This window comes from Fusicatenibacter saccharivorans, assembly GCF_027667425.1.
In the GTDB taxonomy this organism is placed as follows: Bacteria; Bacillota; Clostridia; order Lachnospirales; family Lachnospiraceae; genus Fusicatenibacter; species Fusicatenibacter saccharivorans.
In genome coordinates this window covers 17,822-35,272 of the sequence record NZ_JAQEGR010000014.1, presented here as the reverse complement: position 1 = coordinate 35,272, position 17,451 = coordinate 17,822, and the positions used below count along the sequence as shown (strand labels likewise).

The following is a 17,451-nucleotide window of genomic DNA, read 5'->3' as shown; positions in this document are numbered from 1 at the left end:
GGGATGGCTCCTGATGCAGCCTCCCCTTTTTTCCGGAGTTCTTGTTATGCCAAAATATGAGAATCCTGCAAAAAAGAAAGTGAATTTTTTGCAGGATTCTTTGTGCTATTGGTACAGATTATTTTCTGCTTCTCATAGAAAGACTGCCGAAAGCAGAAGAAACGGCGGGCAGAATCACGAGGACGACTGCAAGGACAATCATTCGATCCACAAAGTCTGTCATGGCCTGTACAACGCAGACAGAGAGAGTCAGATTCATACCGAGGCTGTGAAGCAGCTGCACCAGCACAGTGGAGCCGGAGGAAGTAATTCCACCGAAAACAACCGCGGTGATTGTGGAACTTACCACAGTACCCGGAAGTGAGATCACAAGCGCTGCCGGAAACAGCTTCCAGCCCATGGAGCGGAGGGAAAGACTCTCGCTGCGGGATCCTGCCGTATGGGACGGGCGGAGTCTGCGGAATACAAGGCCGGCAACGAGACCGATGACAAGCTGCACCGGAATATAGTAAAACGCATAGACATCACTCGTCATGCCGGAAATGAGTCCGGAGATCAGTCCCGGAACGAGGCCTGCAGCAGGTCCGAACAGAGCGGCTGCCAGAACTGTTCCGATGGAGTCCAGATAAACCGGAAGACGCAGCAGCAGAGCAATGGTACCGCCGAGAATATTGATGACACCGCAGAGCGCGAGTGTCGTGAGTTTTAACGTACGGTTAGTATTCATCATGCCTCGCCTCCCTTCTGAAACATCGTCTCATGTGGGAAGACCGGCGGTGCGGTGAGAATCTGGTCGAGAACCGGTGCGGATTCCTCCTGCGGCACGCCGAGAACGCGCTCAAAGAACATCAGGAAGAAACGGCGCACATCGACCTGCGTCAGAATGTGGCTGTTCGGTGCTTTCTGATAAAAATTCATGGCATCCACAACCGTCTGTCCGATGCAGAGACCTCCGGTTTCTACCTGCGTATACGCATCAAAACCGCTGCAGAGCGACGGATCCACAAGATAAGCGGCCGCGAGCGGATCGTTGATCACGCATCCGATGACCTTTTCCTGTTTCCAGTGGAAATCAAAGTAGAAGCGCGTCAGCTCCTCAATGCGGGTTCCGACTCCTGGATTTACGCACTTCATATATTCCACAAGATTCGGCGTCAGGACAATTTTTCGTGTGACATCCAACCCGATCATATGAAGCTTTTTGCCTGCAAGCTGCGGCAGCTCGGAAAACGCGCGGAATACTTCGGCTGCGGCATCCGGGTCGCACCAGTAATTGTACTCGGCAACCGGGGAGCAGTTTCCATGGCTCTTATAGCTTCCGCCCATGGAGACAAGAGCCGTCAGGTTTGTCAGGCACTCCGGTGCGCGGGAGATGACTTTTGCAAGGTTCGTCATCGGTCCGAGGGCAAGAATGGTAACATCAGGGGTTGCTTTTAAGGTTTCGATCAGGAAAGAAACAGCGTCCTTGTTGGGCGTAAGGCCTTCGGCATCCGGCCAGCCCGATTCGCCGAGACCGTCCATGCCGTGGGTGTCCATCGCGTCCACGTAGTCGCGGACCAGAGGCGTCTCCTCGCCGACATAAACCGGGACATCTGGTTTTCCAATCATAGAAAGAATTTTGAGGGCATTTTTAGCGCCCATAGAAGCGGGTACATTTCCGCTGACTGTGGTGATGCCGACAAGATCCAGCTCTTTCGAAGCCGCGGCAAGCATCAGGGCGAGAGAATCGTCGATGCCCGGATCACAGTCGATGACCAGTTTTCTTGCATTCATTTTCCAATCTCCTTTGATGAAAATTTTGAGATACTTGGTTTTTTATACTGGGAAGTTCACGAACCAGTCCGGACACCCGCAAAAAGACGGGAAAATCCGATTGCATAAATGCACGGGAAAGAGTATAGCACAGATAAAAAAAAAAATCCAGTAAAACAAACCTTGCCTGTTTTGAAAAAATCGGTTATGGTATAGAAAAGCATACAGCAAATGAGAACATGGGAGAAAAGAAAATGGCAGATGGATTTTTAGCACCAACTGGGAAATTCTATCCCAAAACAGAAAATTTTCATGCGCAGACCGCGCGGGCGATTTTAGGTCAGGACGGCCAGACGGACGAGCCGATCCAGGAGCTTTTACGTCGCGGTTATATTTTATTTGTAGGATTCCACAAACCAGGCGAACCGGAAAATCTCCATGCCGATATGGATTACGTCCTCGGCGGACCGGGGTATCCGGCGACCGAAGGGCAGAAGGCCTGGATTGCAGAACATACGGAAGAGCTGTCGAGAAAGCAGCAGTTTGACATCAACAACGACGAGACAAACTTTGAGAACTTTTACATCAGCAATGTCCGCATGTTTCCCTGGTGCAAAGGGTGTGCCGAAGAGAAAGCGCGTGACCTCTGGGGCAATGCACAGAGCGAGGAGAAGCCGAAGCGGTGTGATGCGTGTCCGGCCTTCAGGAACCGTCCGCTTTAACGAAAAACAGAAAATGTCAGAAAATAATCTGGTGAGATTATAATAGGAAGAAAAAATACTTTTGCACAGTAATGCATCAATGGGGGAAATCCGCAGAAGCCGCGTAAATACGCGATTTTTTGCGAATTTCCCCCTTGACTTTTGAAAGGACAGACGCTATAATAAACGAGCGTGCGTAAAAGACTGTTTTTTGTGCGCGCAAAAGCTGCAAAGCAATTATGTTGAACTAAAGCAGCCGTATGAAACCCCGTGGGACACACGGAGAAATCTATCAGGAGGTGAAATGGAATGCCAACATTCAACCAGTTAGTAAGAAAAGGCCGTGAGACTTCCGTAAAGAAATCTACCGCGCCGGCACTGCAGAAAAGCTACAATTCTCTGAGAAAGAAATCCACAGATATGTCTTCTCCTCAGAAGAGAGGTGTGTGCACAGCTGTTAAAACTGCTACACCGAAAAAACCTAACTCAGCTCTTCGTAAAATCGCCAGAGTTCGTCTTTCCAACGGAATCGAAGTAACAAGTTACATCCCAGGAGAAGGTCACAACCTTCAGGAGCACAGCGTTGTTCTGATCCGTGGAGGAAGAGTTAAGGACCTGCCAGGTACCAGATACCACATCATCCGTGGTACACTTGATACTGCAGGTGTTGCTAACAGAAAACAGGCCCGTTCTAAATACGGTGCTAAGAGACCGAAAAAGAAATAATTAAGTAAAACGAGTTCGAGATATATCTAGTATCACAAAAAAAGCGAAATGTTGTGCGTTATTCCATAAATCCCCACGGCTGCGGATTTATAGAGAATTTACACGCGCGGACATACTGCAAATAAGTGTGAGTACCGATGATTTAATCGAATGATGGTTAAGGAGGGAAGTAACGTGCCACGTAAAGGACATACTCAGAAAAGAGATGTTTTAGCAGATCCGTTATACAATAACAAAGTGGTAACCAAGCTGATCAACAACATCATGCTGGATGGTAAGAGAGGCGTTGCCCAGAAAATCGTATACGGCGCATTTGCTAAAGTAGAAGAAAAAGCTGGAAAACCAGCAATCGAAGTATTTGAAGAAGCAATGAACAATATCATGCCGGTTCTTGAAGTAAAAGCAAGACGTATCGGTGGTGCTACTTATCAGGTACCGATCGAGGTAAGACCGGACAGACGTCAGGCTCTTGGCCTTCGTTGGCTGACCGCTTATTCTCGTAAGAGAGGCGAGCGTACCATGGAAGACAGACTGGCAAACGAGATTCTGGATGCATCTAACAACACAGGTGCTTCTGTGAAGAAGAAAGAAGAAGTTCATAAGATGGCAGAGGCTAACAAGGCATTTGCTCACTACAGATTCTAAGAGGAGGAAAATCCGTTGGCTGGAAGAGAATATCCATTAGAGAGAACCAGAAACATTGGTATTATGGCTCACATCGATGCAGGTAAAACAACCCTGACCGAGCGTATCCTGTACTATACCGGTGTTAACTACAAGATTGGTGATACTCACGAAGGAACTGCTACCATGGACTGGATGGAACAGGAGCAGGAGCGTGGTATCACAATTACTTCAGCTGCTACAACCTGCCACTGGACTCTGGAAGAGAACTGCAAGCCGAAACCGGGCGCTCTTGAGCACCGTATCAACATCATTGATACCCCAGGCCACGTTGACTTTACCGTAGAGGTAGAGCGTTCTCTTCGTGTACTGGACGGCGCTGTCGGCGTGTTCTGTGCAAAAGGTGGTGTAGAGCCTCAGTCTGAGAACGTATGGCGTCAGGCTGATACCTACAACGTACCGCGTATGGCATTCATCAACAAGATGGACATCCTTGGTGCTGACTTCTACAACGCTGTAGATCAGATCAAGACCAGACTTGGTAAAAATGCTATCTGCCTTCAGCTTCCAATTGGTAAGGAAGATGAATTCAAGGGAATTATCGATCTGTTCGAGATGAAAGCTTACATCTACAACGACGATAAGGGCGATGATATCTCCATCGTTGATATCCCGGAAGATATGAAAGACGACGCTGAGCTGTATCACACCGAGCTGGTAGAGAAAATCTGCGAGCTGGATGATGAGCTGATGATGCGTTATCTGGATGATGATATCCCGTCTGTAGACGAGATGAAAGCAGTTCTGCGTAAAGCTACCTGCGAGTGTACAGCTGTACCGGTATGCTGCGGTTCTGCATACAGAAACAAAGGTGTTCAGAAACTCCTGGACGCTATTCTTGAGTACATGCCGGCTCCGACCGATATCCCGCCAATCGAGGGTACCGATCTGGACGGAAACCCGATCGTAAGACATTCTTCCGATGACGAGCCGTTCTCCGCACTGGCATTCAAGATTATGACAGACCCATTCGTTGGTAAGCTGGCATACTTCCGTGTGTATTCAGGAACCATGAACTCCGGTTCTTACGTACTGAATGCAACAAAAGATAAAAAAGAGCGTGTTGGACGTATCCTTCAGATGCATGCAAACAAACGTATGGAGCTGGATAAAGTTTACTCCGGTGACATTGCAGCTGCAATCGGATTCAAGTTCACCACAACAGGTGATACCATCTGCGACGAGCAGCATCCGGTAATCCTTGAGTCTATGGAGTTCCCGGAGCCGGTTATCGAGCTGGCTATCGAGCCTAAGACAAAAGCAGGCCAGGGCAAACTGGGCGAGTCCCTTGCAAAACTGGCTGAGGAGGATCCGACCTTCCGTGCACACACCAATCAGGAAACTGGTCAGACCATCATCGCTGGTATGGGTGAGCTGCATCTGGAAATCATCGTTGACCGTCTGCTTCGTGAGTTCAAAGTAGAGGCTAACGTAGGTGCTCCGCAGGTTGCATACAAAGAGACCATTACCAAACCGGCAGACATCGACAGCAAATATGCAAAACAGTCTGGTGGACGTGGACAGTATGGTCACTGTAAAGTTAAATTCGAGCCTATGGATGCAAACGGCGAAGAGATTTACAAATTCGAGTCTACCGTTGTCGGTGGAGCTATTCCGAAAGAGTATATCCCGGCTGTAGGCGAAGGTATCGAAGAGGCTATGAAAGCCGGTATCCTGGGAGGCTTCCCGGTAGTCGGTGTTCATGCAAATGTATACGACGGATCTTATCATGAGGTCGATTCTTCTGAGATGGCATTCCACATTGCTGGTTCTCTGGCATTCAAGGAAGCTATGCAGAAGGGTGCTCCGGTTCTTCTTGAGCCTATCATGAAAGTCGAAGTTTCCACTCCGGAAGATTACATGGGTGATGTTATCGGTGATATCAACTCCCGTCGTGGTCGTATCGAGGGTATGGATGACATCGGCGGCGGAAAGATGATCCGTGGATTCGTACCGCTGGCTGAAATGTTCGGTTACGCAACAGACCTTCGTTCTAAAACTCAGGGACGTGGTAACTACTCCATGTTCTTTGATAAATACGAGCAGGTTCCGAAAAACGTACAGGAAAAAGTTCTGTCTGCAAAAGCAAAATAATGTAAGAAAAATAATCGGGTGTGCAGCTGTCAAAGGCTGCACAGCCTAAAAGTATTATTTTTCTGAGATTTCCCTTGCAAATAAGACGGAAATGCAATATAATCAGACTTAGCAGGTTTACGATTCAGGTGGGTTCCTGCCACCAATTTAGTCTCAAAAAAGCCCACTGGGCGCAATTTTAAGGAGGACATTTTAAAATGGCTAAAGCTAAATTTGAAAGAACAAAACCGCATTGTAACATTGGTACCATCGGCCACGTTGACCATGGTAAAACAACTCTGACCGCAGCTATCACAAAAGTACTTTCTACCAGAGTAGAAGGAAACACTGCTGAGAACTTCGAAGATATCGATAAAGCTCCGGAAGAGAGAGAGCGTGGTATCACAATCTCTACTGCACACGTTGAGTATCAGACAGAGAAAAGACACTATGCACACGTTGACTGCCCAGGCCATGCTGACTATGTAAAGAACATGATCACTGGTGCTGCACAGATGGACGGAGCTATCCTTGTAGTAGCTGCTACAGACGGTGTTATGGCTCAGACAAAAGAGCACATCCTTCTGTCCCGTCAGGTAGGTGTACCTTACATCGTTGTATTCATGAACAAATGCGATATGGTAGACGACGAAGAGCTGCTTGAGCTGGTAGACATGGAGATCCGTGAGCTGCTGAACGAGTATGACTTCCCGGGAGATGACACTCCGATCATCCAGGGTTCTGCTCTGAAAGCTCTGGAAGATCCGGCTGGCCCATGGGGAGATAAAATCATGGAGCTTATGGATGCAGTAGATAGCTGGATCCCGGATCCGCAGCGTGACACAGATAAAGACTTCATCATGCCTGTAGAGGACGTATTCACCATCACTGGTCGTGGTACTGTTGCTACTGGCCGTGTTGAGGCTGGTGTTCTTCATCTGAATGAGGAAGTTGAAATCGCAGGTCTGAAAGAAGAGACCAAGAAAACTGTTGTAACTGGTATCGAGATGTTCCGTAAACTCCTCGATGAGGCTCAGGCTGGTGATAACATCGGTGCTCTGCTTCGTGGTGTTCAGAGAACAGAGATCGAAAGAGGACAGGTTCTGGCTAAACCAGGTACCGTTCACTGCCATACCAAATTTACCGCTCAGGTATACGTTCTGACAAAAGACGAGGGTGGCCGTCATACTCCATTCTTCAACAACTATCGTCCGCAGTTCTACTTCCGTACAACTGACGTAACAGGTGTTATCACTCTTCCGGAAGGAACTGAGATGTGCATGCCTGGCGATAACGTAGAGATGACCATCGAACTGATCCACCCGATCGCTATGGATCAGGGTCTTACCTTCGCTATCCGTGAGGGTGGCCGTACCGTTGGATCAGGCCGTGTTGCTACTCTGATCGACTAATTATCGGTAGACTATTCTAAATAAAATATAATTGTATCGAAAGATACTTGTGCTCAAACGTAAGAGACCCCGGCGCCGTAAGGCGACCGGGGTTTTTCTGTCTGTATATAGATGATCAAGAACCGCAAAAGTTGAGAGCTGCAAAACAACCGTATGTAATTCCAATCGAAGCAGGTGCCCATACGATTGCGATTACAAGAAAGCCTATGGGAAAAATCGGAGCCGGTGATGTTGCAAATGCAGCCTTTGGAGCTGCTCTTGGCGGCGGACTGGGAGCTGTTTTAGGCGGCCATTTAGGCAAAAAGGCAGTTGGAGAAGATGGATTAAAAAATGCAAAAGTAATAGAGGCCCATGAGGGGGAAACATTTTCTTGTGATGTAAAAGCAGATCTTCGCGGAATGCCGAAGGTTACGTGGATGTAAGATAAAAAAATAAGAAAAAAGAAGAATTCCTGTGCGGAAATACTGCATGGGAATTCTTCTTTTTGATCTTCTGAAAGAAGAACAGAAATTTGAGAAAAGACAGAGAATTTCTTACAGAAGCTGAATATTCATCACATCCATCACCTCTCGTGTCTCCATCGGCCATACCGAGCACTGTACCTCTCCGATGTGCGCTTTGCGCAGGAAAAACATACAGATACGGGACTGTCCGATACCGCCGCCGATTGTCTGCGGGAGAGTGCCGTTCAGAATAGATTTCTGGAAGGGAAGCTTCGCGCGGGACTGGCATCCGCACTCCTTTAACTGGGCGCGGAGAGCATCTGCGTTGACGCGGATACCCATGGAGGAGAGCTCAAGGGCGATGTCAAGCACTGGATAATAAACGATCAGATCGCCGTTTAAGGACCAGTCGTCGTAGTCCGGGGAACGTCCGTCCTGACGCTCTCCGGAAGCAAGCACGCCGCCGATCTGCATAATAAAGACAGCACCTTTTTCTTTGGTGATTGTATACTCTCTTTCCTTTGGAGTCAGATCCGGATAGCGATCCTCAAGTTCCTGGGAAGTGATAAAGAAAATTTCATCCGGCAGAATGGTTTCGATGTAGTCGTACTGGTCTGCCATATGTTTTTCCGTGTTTTTCAGTGCCTCATAGATATCTTTTACGGTACTCTTTAAGAAATCAAGATTGCGTTCTTCCGGGGACATGATTTTTTCCCAGTCCCACTGATCCACGTAAACGGAGTGAATGTTGTCGGTCACCTCGTCCTGGCGGATGGCGTTCATATCGGTGTAGATGCCTTCTCCCTCAGAGAAGCCGTATTTGTGAAGCGCGTACCGTTTCCATTTTGCCAGAGACTGAACAATTTCAGCGGTTTTCTTGGTACCCTGATCCTTTAACTCAAAAGAAACCGGGTGTTCTACGCCATTCAGATTGTCATTCAAGCCGGTTTCCGGCTGTACAAAAAGCGGAGCTGTTACACGGAGCAGATGCAGACGATGTGTCAGCTCGTGCTGGAAATAATCCTTTACTGTTTTAATCGCCACCTGTGTATCGTGGAGGTTTAATGCAGATTTGTAACCCTGCGGAATAATAATTTCTCCCATTACTTTAAAACCCTCTTGTTTTAGATTTGCTTTTCGAATCACGCCTTCTCAAAAAGCTTCAAATTTAGTTTACCATGTTTTCCATGGAAAGCAAGGAAAAGATACGAAAAAACCAAAGATAGTAAAGAATTTTTTCGACATAATTTTTTTGCTGAAATTCTCCCCGGAAATACGAATTTTTCCGAAAATCAGAGCGCTTATGAAAGAGGCGGAATTATTCGGAAACCCACTGGCGCAGAAACGCTGCGGACTGTTCGATGAACGATAACTGATCCGGCGCATCGAAATGCTCGATGGCGAGATAACCGTCGTAATCGCACGCTTCTAAATCTGTAAGAAGCTTTGCCATCGGCAGATATCCCGTTCCGGCCGGTGTCTGGCCAAGGCCGCGGCAGAAACGTCCGTGAACGAGCGGGCTTTCGGCACGATCCTTACAGTGAACATGGACAATATAATCCTTCAGAAGCCAGGCAGCATACGAAACATCCTCATCACTGAAAGCAAAATTTCCGATATCAAGCGTATACCGCAGCCCCGGCACGTGCTCCATAAACCAGAGCAGCGGATATGTGCGTGCAAACGGCTGTAAAAAACCGTCAAAGTCCTCTAAGGTAATCGTAACGCCACGCAAAGCCGCATATTCGGCGAGTGAGGAAAGCGCATGTACCATATTTTGAATCGATTTGTTTTCGGCCATAAAAGTACTCGTTGCCTCATAGGTGCTGCTGCAGGCTGCAAGCTCTGCCGCTTCGGCAGTTTCAAGCGCGCCTGCAACAAACAGGACACGCGAAACCTGCTGCGATGCCGCAGTATCGAGCATCTGCTGTGCTCTGCCAAGATCCGTATCATGGGAAAAATCAAAGGTTTCATGCATACAGCTGATCACCAGCCCCGCATCGGAAAGCATCGGGGCAATGACCTCTTTTTCTGATGCAAACAGACTGTAGTTCATCTCAACAGCCGAAATTCCCTGATCCCTGCAGAACGCGAGCACTTCCGGAATCGTCTTACCGGATTGCTCACACGCCTGTAGAATGTGTTCGTAAAAAACGGAAAGCTTTCTCATATAACATTTCCTCCTGATTTATGCAATGTGTACGCAGATTCCATCCGCGTATTGCAGAACATTTTTGATCGTGAAATCAGACCCCTGTTTTGAAAAAATCAAACGGGATACAGATATCGGTAAACTGCAGTTGCTATTTTTCGTGTGAAGAAAGATACACTTCCTCTGTAGATGGATTCACCCATGCATTATCCAGTGGTGCCGGTCTTCGTACTACAGGAACGCACCAGCGCACCCCGTTTTTGATAATCTTCTGAATCACCGGCATATGGTAAATGGGGTATTCCTCGTGTCCCGGCTGAAAATAGAAAATTTTGCCCAGCCCACGTGTAAAGGTGCATCCGCTGCGGAACACCTCACCGCCTGCAAACCATCCCGTAAATACCACATCATCCGGTTTGGGAATATCAAAAAACTCCCCGTACATCTCTTCCTCCGGAATATCCACCCATGCCGGAATTCCCTGCGCGATCGGATGGGTCGGACACGTACAGAACAGTCTCTCACGATCCCCATGCCGCCACCGAAGCGTCATACTTGTTCCGAGAAGCTTCCGCATAATCTTGGAATAATGCCCTGAATGCAGAACTACCAGCCCCATTCCGGCCAGCACATGACGCCGAACCCGCTCGGCCACATCGTCCGAGAACTCCTCCTGCAGCATATGATTCCAGAACACCAGCACATCGGTATTTGCCAGCACTTCTTCCGTCAGCCCATGCTCCTTCTCGTCAAACACAGCTGTCCGAACCGAAAGCTCCTCCTCTTGTCTCAGAAACTTTGCAATACAGGTGTGAATCCCGTCCGGATAAATCTCTTTCACTTTCTCCTGCGTTCGCTCATGCTGAAACTCATTCCAGACCGTAACTCGTATCATTCGTCCATCCTCCTTCTATAAGAAAAAAATGTATCATTTTCAAAAAATTATCGATAGCAAATCTTGAAAATAATGAAAAAAGCAGTCGTTCACACTCTGCGGTACTGAATTTTTGCGTTATTTTCTGGCCTTACTATAAATTATACTCGTGCTATACCAATATTTCAATTCACAAATTCCTTGACATCCCCTCCGAAATCCCGTATACTAAACAATGCGCAGCCGGGGAGATAGCGGTGCCCTGTACCCGCAATCCGCTACAGCGGGGGTGATGCCAATCCGAGGGCTCTTTCATTGCGAAGCTGCCTTCTATAAGTGACGTTGACGTCTGGGTCTTACGCAACAGGACTCCATGAACCGTGTCAGGGCAGGAATGCAGCAGCACTAAGTGGAATCTCCTGTGTGCCGTGAGGGTGCCTGGGCCGAGTAGGCTGTAGGAGTAACGTTCGTGGTGAGAGTTCGAAGTGCGGCGCGCATAAAAAAGAAAATCCAAGGAAGCCTGAACCCCAGACTTCCTTTTTTCGTACAAAAAATAGAAACTCCCGCGCTTTCTTCCCCCGAACTATTGTGAGAACGAAAAAAATAGGGTATAATGTAAACATTCCATAATACTGCCAAGAAACAAGAAGCAGTCGTGAAAATCTAATAAAGAACAGGATGGGAAAAGTCATATGTTAAGAATTGGTCTGTTAACAAGCGGCGGAGACTGCCAGGCATTAAATGCGACCATGCGCGGAGTCGTAAAAGGCCTTGCAAACAATGTAAAAGATCTCGAAGTATACGGATTCATGAACGGCTATAAAGGCCTCATCTACAGCGATTACCGCATGCTCAGTGCAAAAGATTTTTCCGGTATATTAACACAGGGAGGAACTATTCTCGGAACCTCACGTCAGCCGTTTAAGCTGATGCGTACCCCGGATGCAAACGGTCTGGACAAAGTGGAAGCAATGAAGCATACCTACCACAAGCTCCTTCTGGACTGCCTTGTCATTCTTGGCGGAAACGGAACCCAGAAAACAGCAAACCTCTTGAGAGAGGAAGGACTGAATATTATCCATCTTCCGAAAACCATCGATAATGATATCTACGGAACGGATATGACCTTCGGTTTCTACAGTGCCGTCAATATTGCATCCGATGCGATCGACTGCATCCATACAACAGCCTCCTCTCACCAGAGAGTTTTTATCGTAGAGGTTATGGGTCATAAAGTAGGCTGGCTGACGCTGTACGCCGGAATCGCAAGCGGCGCAGACGTTATCCTGATTCCGGAAATTCCATACGATATTGAAAAAGTATGCGAGGCCATCAACAGACGAAAAGAGCGCGGAAGCGGATTCACCATTCTTGCCGTTGCCGAGGGTGCAATTGCAAAAGAAGACGCAGCACTTCCGAAGAAAGAGCTGAAAAAACGTCAGGAAGAAATCGCAAAGAAATACCCGTCCGTATCCTACAAGATCGCAGAAGAAATCGAGGCAAAGACAGGCATGGAAATCCGCGTCACCGTACCGGGCCACATGCAGCGAGGCGGCAGCCCGTGTCCGTATGACCGTGTCCTTTCCACAAGACTCGGATCCGAGGCAGCACAGCTTATTCTGGACAAACAGTACGGCTACATGGTCGGAATGGTCAACGGAAAAGTAAAGAAAATTCCGCTGGGCGAGTGCGCCGGAAAATTAAAGACCGTAGATCCGAATGCACAGGAAGTCCTGCAGGCAAAACGGATGGGAATCAGCTTCGGCGATTGATGCGTTCCCGAAAAAGGCAAGGAAAAAGAACGGAGGCCTTAAAGCAAGAACAACAAGGTCTCCGTTCTTCTGTTGCACTGCTGTCCAAAAGAAACTGCCGGCGGCAGGCTTCCATGCCGATGCAATAAAAGGAGAAAAATTTTATGAGCTATACTGCTCTGTACCGAAAATTCCGTCCTTCCACCTTTGAGGATGTAAAAGGACAGGATCACATTGTAACAACATTAAAAAATCAGATCCGCGCGGACCGCATCGGTCATGCGTATCTGTTCTGCGGAACCCGCGGAACAGGAAAAACGACGATCGCCAAGATTCTCGCCCGCTCGGTCAACTGCGAACATCCCGTGGACGGAAGCCCGTGCAACGAATGTCCGACGTGTAAGGCGATTCTGGCGGGCGTTTCCACGAACGTCATCGAGATCGATGCGGCATCGAACAACGGTGTCGACAACATCCGTGAAATCCGTGAGGAGGTAGCCTACCGGCCGACACAGGGACGGTATAAAGTCTATATCATCGACGAGGTGCATATGCTTTCTACCGGAGCGTTCAATGCACTCTTAAAAACCCTGGAGGAGCCGCCGTCCTATGTCATCTTCATTCTGGCGACCACAGAGGCAAACAAAATCCCGGTGACGATCCTTTCCAGATGCCAGCGGTACGATTTCCGCCGCATCACGATCGACACCATCGCGGCGCGTCTTGGTGAACTGATGGAAAAAGAGGGCGTGGACGTCGAAGAAAAAGCCATCCGCTACGTCGCAAAGGCGGGCGACGGCTCCATGCGAGACGCGTTAAGCCTCCTGGACCAGTGCATCGCCTTCTACCTCGGGCAGAAGCTGACGTACGATAAAGTTCTTGAAGTTCTCGGAACTGTTGATACCGAAATCTTCAGCCAGATGCTCCGCACGATCCTCGCCGGGGATGTAACGGGAAGCATCCGCACGCTGGAAACCCTTTTAAACCGCGGAAAAGAGCTGGGACAGTTCGTTACCGACTTTACGTGGTATCTGCGGAATCTGCTGTTGGTAAAAAGCGCAGATGAAACCGAAGAACTGCTCGACGTCTCTACAGAAAACCTGAAGCTCTTAAAAGAAGAGAGCACGATGGTAGACGATGAGACGCTGATCCACTATATCCGCGTTTTATCCGAGCTCTCCGGCCAGCTCCGCTATGCGGCGCAGAAGCGCGTGCTCGTTGAGGTGGCGCTCGTCAAACTCTGTAAACCGCAGATGGAGCAGAACATCGAATCCGTGCTGGAACGGCTTAGGATTCTCGAAGAAAAAATGGAGCGCGGAATCCCGATGATGGTGACAAATGCACCGGGAACAGGAAACGGCAGTGCAGGAGGCTCCGGAGCGGCCGGAGACGGCTATGCGGCGGCAGAAACACCGCAGAGTGCACCGGCACCAGTGAAAGCTGCACCGGCGGATTTACAGCGCATCAGCGCGTCCTGGAAGGCAATTGTCGGCCAGACAAGCGGCATGTTCCGCCAGTTTCTGCAGAGCGCCGTTCCGAAATACAACAGCGAGACGGGCGACGCCAAACTGTTTGTTGAGTTTGCAGACCAGCTCGCATCCATCTACGTTGAGCGGCCGGAGGCAGCCGATGAGATCCGCACCATTATTGAACAGATGACTGGAAAAACCGTAGAGGTCCAGCTCATTTTAGCAGACCAGCATGCAAACGCCGCGCTCTCCACGATTTCCGTGGATGATGCACTGACGCAGGCGATTCATGGAATCCCGGTCGAGGAGGACGACGAGAGCGACTTCGACGACGGGGAAGAATAAATTAAAAACAAATTTTTCAGGAGGATATTACCCATGGCAAAAAGAGGAGGATTCCCGGGAGGAATGCCGGGCAACATGAACAATCTGATGAAGCAGGCTCAGAAAATGCAGAAGCAGATGGAAGAGAACCAGAAAGCACTGGAGGAGAAAGAGTTCACTGCGACAGCAGGCGGCGGAGCCGTAGAAGTAACCATTTCCGGTAAAAAAGAAGTAACCAAAGTTAAAATCAGCGAAGATGCCGTAGATCCGGACGACGTAGAAATGCTCGAGGATCTGATCATGGCAGCAACCAACGAAGCACTGCGCAAAGTTGAGGACGAGGCAGCCAAAGCTATGGGCAAACTTGCCGGCGGACTCGGCAGCATGGGCGGAGGATTCCCGTTCTGATGGATTACTACAGCGGATACATCAATCAGTTGATCGAGCAGCTGTCCCATCTGCCTGGCATCGGTGTGAAAACCGCACAGCGACTGGCCTTTCATATTATGAATATGCCAGCCGACCAGGCAAAACGGCTGGCCGATTCGATCACAGAAGCAAAATCCCACGTCCAGTACTGCAAGTGCTGCCAGACCCTGACCGACAAAGAGCTGTGCCCGATCTGCGCAAATGTCAAGCGCGACCACAGCGTGATCATGGTGGTGGAGACGACGCAGGATCTTGCGGCATATGAAAAAACCGGAAAATACGACGGCGTTTACCACGTCCTGCACGGGGCCATCTCCCCGATGCTGGGGATTGGGCCGGACGACATCCGGTTAAAAGAGCTGATGCAGCGCCTCCAGGGCGATGTCTCGGAGGTTATCGTTGCCACGAACTCCAGCCTGGAGGGCGAGACAACGGCCATGTACATCAGCAAGCTGATCAAGCCGACCGGCATCAAGGTGACGCGGATTGCAAGCGGTGTTCCGGTGGGCGGCGATCTGGAAAATATTGACGAAGTCACCCTTCTGCGTGCGTTAGAGGGCAGAACGGAGCTGTAATTATGGGCAGAAAAAAAGTGACATCCAGTGATGTCGCAGCAGCCTCAGGCGTATCCCAGGCGACGGTCTCCATGATCCTGAACCGGCGGGAAAACGTTTCGTTCTCGCGGGAAACCGTAGAAAAAGTGGAGGCGGCGGCAAAAGAGCTGGGCTACCAGATTCCGCGGCGGAAGATGAGAAGAGAGTCGAACGGCAACAAGCTGATCGTCGTCTTCTGTCCGACGCTGACGAATCCTTACTATGTGATGCTGCTGCACGGCATCGAAGAAGTTGCAAAAGAGAAGAATTACGGGGTCTTTGTCTGCAATACGCAGAGGGACCTGAAAATCGAAGAGAATTATCTTCGGATGATGAAGAGTGTGCGCCCGCGCGGCATTATCTACACCTGCAATCCGAGCAGAAGCTGCAAGGAAAAAGTGGAGGAGCTGGCCGCGGAGATTCCGCTTGTCATCATCAACAACCGAGAAGAACTGCTGGAAATTGATGCGGTCGAGCTGAACAATGCAAAACCCGGCAGGCTGATGGCACGCCACCTGCTGGAACTGGGACACCGGCATGTGGCGTTTGTTTCACCTCCGCTGACTTCCAAACAGGGCCAGCGCCTGAAACGCGTGGAGGGCTTTGTGCGCGAGTTTGAGGAGGCAGGATACGGCGACGGCGTGATCGTCAAATCGGCGGATGAGGACCTCGACGAGGTGATCCCGAGCATGGATTCTGAGTACAAGATGGGCTATTATCTGACGAAGGAACTGCTGCGGGAGGACAAGAACCTTACGGCAATCGTCGGCATGAATGATATGATCGCGTTCGGGATCATGGACGCCGTGCTCGAGAGCAAACTGCGCATTCCGGCGGATATTTCCGTAGTGGGATGTGACAACACTGTCTATTCCAGCTTCCGCTCGATTTCCCTGACGACGATCGACCACTATGTGCCATTGAAGGGCCGCGATGCGTGCGATATCATCCTGCGGAAAATCCAGTCTCTTCGGGAAAGCCAGGACGGCAATGAACCCTTAAGCACGTATCATGTCGAGTATGAGCCGAAACTGATCGTGCGGCGCAGCACTTCGTATGCAAGAACCGAAAAATTAAAAAATAAATAGGACGGCTGAAATTATTATTAATAATTTTGAATAAAACAGCTCTGACGCAAACCGGGAAAACACAAAGAAAAGGAAAAACCGGAAAAAATGAGAAAAAATCCGCCAGAATAATTTATAAAATAGTATTTATAAATAATAAAATTAATTAATAAAAATGAGGCAGACTTGACGGAAAAACCAAACATATCTATACTGGAGATAACAGAAAAACGGAGCCGTTCTGCGGAAAACAACAGGCCCCGAAACCTTACGAAAGTATGAATATGGGAGGAAAAACAACATGAGATTTTTCATCGACACAGCAAAAGTAGAGGACATTAAAAAAGCAAACGACATGGGCGTTATCTGCGGCGTTACCACCAACCCGTCCCTGATCGCAAAAGAAGGACGTGACTTCAAAGAGGTCATCAAAGAGATCACCGAGATCGTAGACGGACCGATCAGCGGCGAGGTAAAAGCTACCACAACAGATGCAGAAGGCATGATCAAAGAAGGCCGTGAGATCGCAGCCATCCATCCAAACATGGTTGTTAAAATCCCGATGACCGTAGAAGGACTCAAAGCTGTTAAAGTTCTGAGCGCAGAGGGCATCAAGACAAACGTAACCCTGATCTTCTCCGCAAACCAGGCACTTCTGGCTGCAAGAGCAGGTGCAACTTATGTTTCCCCATTCCTTGGAAGACTCGATGACATCAGCACCCGCGGCGTTGATCTGATCCGTGAAATCGTTGAGATCTTCGACGTAGCCGGCATCGACACCGAGATCATCGCAGCAAGCGTCCGCAACCCGATCCACGTAACCGACTGCGCACTGGCTGGTGCAGACATTGCAACTGTTCCATACAACGTAATCGTGCAGATGACCAAACATCCTCTGACCGACGCCGGAATCGCAAAATTCCAGGCTGACTACAAAGCTGTATTCGGCGAATAAGACCTAAACATGATTGCATAAAAGCTGGAAATATGGTATTGTGAAC

17 protein-coding genes, 1 other RNA gene and 1 riboswitch are annotated in these 17,451 nt (G+C 49.1%); of the genes, 13 read left to right on the top strand and 5 right to left on the bottom strand.

Going from position 1 to position 17,451, the window contains the following annotated elements; translation table 11 throughout:
* Positions 1 to 118 precede the first annotated feature (118 nt).
* On the bottom strand, positions 119 to 730 hold the full coding sequence (locus PGS38_RS13290; protein ID WP_022463255.1) for an ECF transporter S component: 612 nt from the start codon (positions 728 to 730) through the stop codon (positions 119 to 121).
* Complete coding sequence (locus PGS38_RS13285; RefSeq protein ID WP_118641030.1) at positions 727 to 1,773, bottom strand: nucleoside hydrolase; 1,047 nt, start codon at positions 1,771 to 1,773, stop codon at positions 727 to 729. Before PGS38_RS13285 ends, PGS38_RS13290 begins: the two co-directional genes overlap by 4 nt.
* A gap of 28 nt (positions 1,774 to 1,801) precedes the next feature.
* Positions 1,802 to 1,846, bottom strand: a riboswitch (PreQ1 riboswitch).
* Between the two features lie 160 nt (positions 1,847 to 2,006).
* Between PGS38_RS13285 and PGS38_RS13280 the strand changes: the two genes are divergently transcribed.
* From PGS38_RS13280 to PGS38_RS13255, 6 genes are all read left to right on the top strand, one after another.
* On the top strand, positions 2,007 to 2,474 hold the full coding sequence (locus PGS38_RS13280; protein WP_118601390.1) for a hypothetical protein: 468 nt from the start codon (positions 2,007 to 2,009) through the stop codon (positions 2,472 to 2,474).
* A gap of 288 nt (positions 2,475 to 2,762) precedes the next feature.
* Positions 2,763 to 3,179, top strand: coding sequence for a 30S ribosomal protein S12 (rpsL, locus tag PGS38_RS13275; protein ID WP_022463258.1), 417 nt, complete (start codon positions 2,763 to 2,765; stop codon positions 3,177 to 3,179).
* Between the two features lie 174 nt (positions 3,180 to 3,353).
* Positions 3,354 to 3,824, top strand: a complete 471-nt coding sequence (gene rpsG / locus PGS38_RS13270) for a 30S ribosomal protein S7 (RefSeq protein WP_022463259.1) — start codon at positions 3,354 to 3,356, stop codon at positions 3,822 to 3,824.
* Positions 3,825 to 3,839: 15 nt separating this feature from the next.
* On the top strand, positions 3,840 to 5,957 hold the full coding sequence (gene fusA / locus PGS38_RS13265) for an elongation factor G (protein WP_055219269.1): 2,118 nt from the start codon (positions 3,840 to 3,842) through the stop codon (positions 5,955 to 5,957).
* A 197-nt stretch (positions 5,958 to 6,154) separates the two neighbouring features.
* Positions 6,155 to 7,348 (top strand): elongation factor Tu, encoded by a 1,194-nt coding sequence (gene tuf / locus PGS38_RS13260; protein WP_022463261.1) that lies wholly within the window; start codon positions 6,155 to 6,157, stop codon positions 7,346 to 7,348.
* A gap of 131 nt (positions 7,349 to 7,479) precedes the next feature.
* Positions 7,480 to 7,770 (top strand): hypothetical protein, encoded by a 291-nt coding sequence (locus PGS38_RS13255; protein WP_147397741.1) that lies wholly within the window; start codon positions 7,480 to 7,482, stop codon positions 7,768 to 7,770.
* A 111-nt stretch (positions 7,771 to 7,881) separates the two neighbouring features.
* On the opposite strand, the gene asnA is transcribed toward PGS38_RS13255, so the two are convergent.
* The 3 genes from asnA to PGS38_RS13240 form a co-directional block, all read right to left on the bottom strand.
* Positions 7,882 to 8,895, bottom strand: coding sequence for an aspartate--ammonia ligase (asnA, locus tag PGS38_RS13250; RefSeq protein ID WP_022463264.1), 1,014 nt, complete (start codon positions 8,893 to 8,895; stop codon positions 7,882 to 7,884).
* A gap of 214 nt (positions 8,896 to 9,109) precedes the next feature.
* Positions 9,110 to 9,961, bottom strand: a complete 852-nt coding sequence (locus PGS38_RS13245) for a sugar phosphate isomerase/epimerase family protein (RefSeq protein WP_117805070.1) — start codon at positions 9,959 to 9,961, stop codon at positions 9,110 to 9,112.
* Between the two features lie 133 nt (positions 9,962 to 10,094).
* Positions 10,095 to 10,838: a ThuA domain-containing protein gene (locus PGS38_RS13240; protein WP_118641036.1), complete on the bottom strand. Its 744-nt coding sequence runs from the start codon at positions 10,836 to 10,838 to the stop codon at positions 10,095 to 10,097.
* A gap of 214 nt (positions 10,839 to 11,052) precedes the next feature.
* Here PGS38_RS13240 and ffs point away from each other — a divergent pair.
* The 7 genes from ffs to fsa all read left to right on the top strand — a co-directional run bounded on the left by ffs (position 11,053) and on the right by fsa (position 17,405).
* An RNA gene (gene ffs, locus PGS38_RS13235) (signal recognition particle sRNA large type) lies at positions 11,053 to 11,315 on the top strand.
* Positions 11,316 to 11,509: 194 nt separating this feature from the next.
* The gene (locus tag PGS38_RS13230) at positions 11,510 to 12,589 is read left to right on the top strand and encodes a 6-phosphofructokinase (RefSeq protein WP_022463267.1); all 1,080 of its coding nucleotides are present in this window, start codon (positions 11,510 to 11,512) and stop codon (positions 12,587 to 12,589) included.
* 143 nt (positions 12,590 to 12,732) lie between these two features.
* The gene (gene dnaX / locus PGS38_RS13225) at positions 12,733 to 14,382 is read left to right on the top strand and encodes a DNA polymerase III subunit gamma/tau (protein WP_118641038.1); all 1,650 of its coding nucleotides are present in this window, start codon (positions 12,733 to 12,735) and stop codon (positions 14,380 to 14,382) included.
* Between the two features lie 33 nt (positions 14,383 to 14,415).
* Positions 14,416 to 14,769 (top strand): YbaB/EbfC family nucleoid-associated protein, encoded by a 354-nt coding sequence (locus tag PGS38_RS13220; protein WP_022463269.1) that lies wholly within the window; start codon positions 14,416 to 14,418, stop codon positions 14,767 to 14,769.
* Entirely contained in the window at positions 14,769 to 15,365 is a 597-nt protein-coding gene (gene recR / locus PGS38_RS13215; RefSeq protein ID WP_022463270.1) for a recombination mediator RecR, read from the top strand. The genes PGS38_RS13220 and recR overlap by 1 nt, the downstream gene beginning before the upstream one ends.
* 2 nt (positions 15,366 to 15,367) lie before the next feature.
* Positions 15,368 to 16,471: a LacI family DNA-binding transcriptional regulator gene (locus PGS38_RS13210; RefSeq protein ID WP_022463271.1), complete on the top strand. Its 1,104-nt coding sequence runs from the start codon at positions 15,368 to 15,370 to the stop codon at positions 16,469 to 16,471.
* 280 nt (positions 16,472 to 16,751) lie between these two features.
* Entirely contained in the window at positions 16,752 to 17,405 is a 654-nt protein-coding gene (gene fsa, locus PGS38_RS13205) for a fructose-6-phosphate aldolase (RefSeq protein WP_022463272.1), read from the top strand.
* Positions 17,406 to 17,451 lie beyond the last annotated feature (46 nt).

Excerpts from the sequence above, each read along its gene's own strand:
- PGS38_RS13290 (WP_022463255.1), bottom strand. The coding sequence starts at position 730 with ATGATGAATACTAACCGTACGTTAAAACTCACGACACTCGCGCTCTGC.
- PGS38_RS13280 (WP_118601390.1), top strand. The coding sequence starts at position 2,007 with ATGGCAGATGGATTTTTAGCACCAACTGGGAAATTCTATCCCAAAACA.
- PGS38_RS13245 (WP_117805070.1), bottom strand. The coding sequence starts at position 9,961 with ATGAGAAAGCTTTCCGTTTTTTACGAACACATTCTACAGGCGTGTGAG.
- dnaX (WP_118641038.1), top strand. The coding sequence starts at position 12,733 with ATGAGCTATACTGCTCTGTACCGAAAATTCCGTCCTTCCACCTTTGAG.
- fsa (WP_022463272.1), top strand. The coding sequence starts at position 16,752 with ATGAGATTTTTCATCGACACAGCAAAAGTAGAGGACATTAAAAAAGCA.
- PGS38_RS13210 (WP_022463271.1), top strand. The coding sequence starts at position 15,368 with ATGGGCAGAAAAAAAGTGACATCCAGTGATGTCGCAGCAGCCTCAGGC.
- PGS38_RS13220 (WP_022463269.1), top strand. The coding sequence starts at position 14,416 with ATGGCAAAAAGAGGAGGATTCCCGGGAGGAATGCCGGGCAACATGAAC.
- rpsL (WP_022463258.1), top strand. The coding sequence starts at position 2,763 with ATGCCAACATTCAACCAGTTAGTAAGAAAAGGCCGTGAGACTTCCGTA.
- tuf (WP_022463261.1), top strand. The coding sequence starts at position 6,155 with ATGGCTAAAGCTAAATTTGAAAGAACAAAACCGCATTGTAACATTGGT.
- PGS38_RS13240 (WP_118641036.1), bottom strand. The coding sequence starts at position 10,838 with ATGATACGAGTTACGGTCTGGAATGAGTTTCAGCATGAGCGAACGCAG.
- PGS38_RS13285 (WP_118641030.1), bottom strand. The coding sequence starts at position 1,773 with ATGAATGCAAGAAAACTGGTCATCGACTGTGATCCGGGCATCGACGAT.
- PGS38_RS13230 (WP_022463267.1), top strand. The coding sequence starts at position 11,510 with ATGTTAAGAATTGGTCTGTTAACAAGCGGCGGAGACTGCCAGGCATTA.
- asnA (WP_022463264.1), bottom strand. The coding sequence starts at position 8,895 with ATGGGAGAAATTATTATTCCGCAGGGTTACAAATCTGCATTAAACCTC.
- recR (WP_022463270.1), top strand. The coding sequence starts at position 14,769 with ATGGATTACTACAGCGGATACATCAATCAGTTGATCGAGCAGCTGTCC.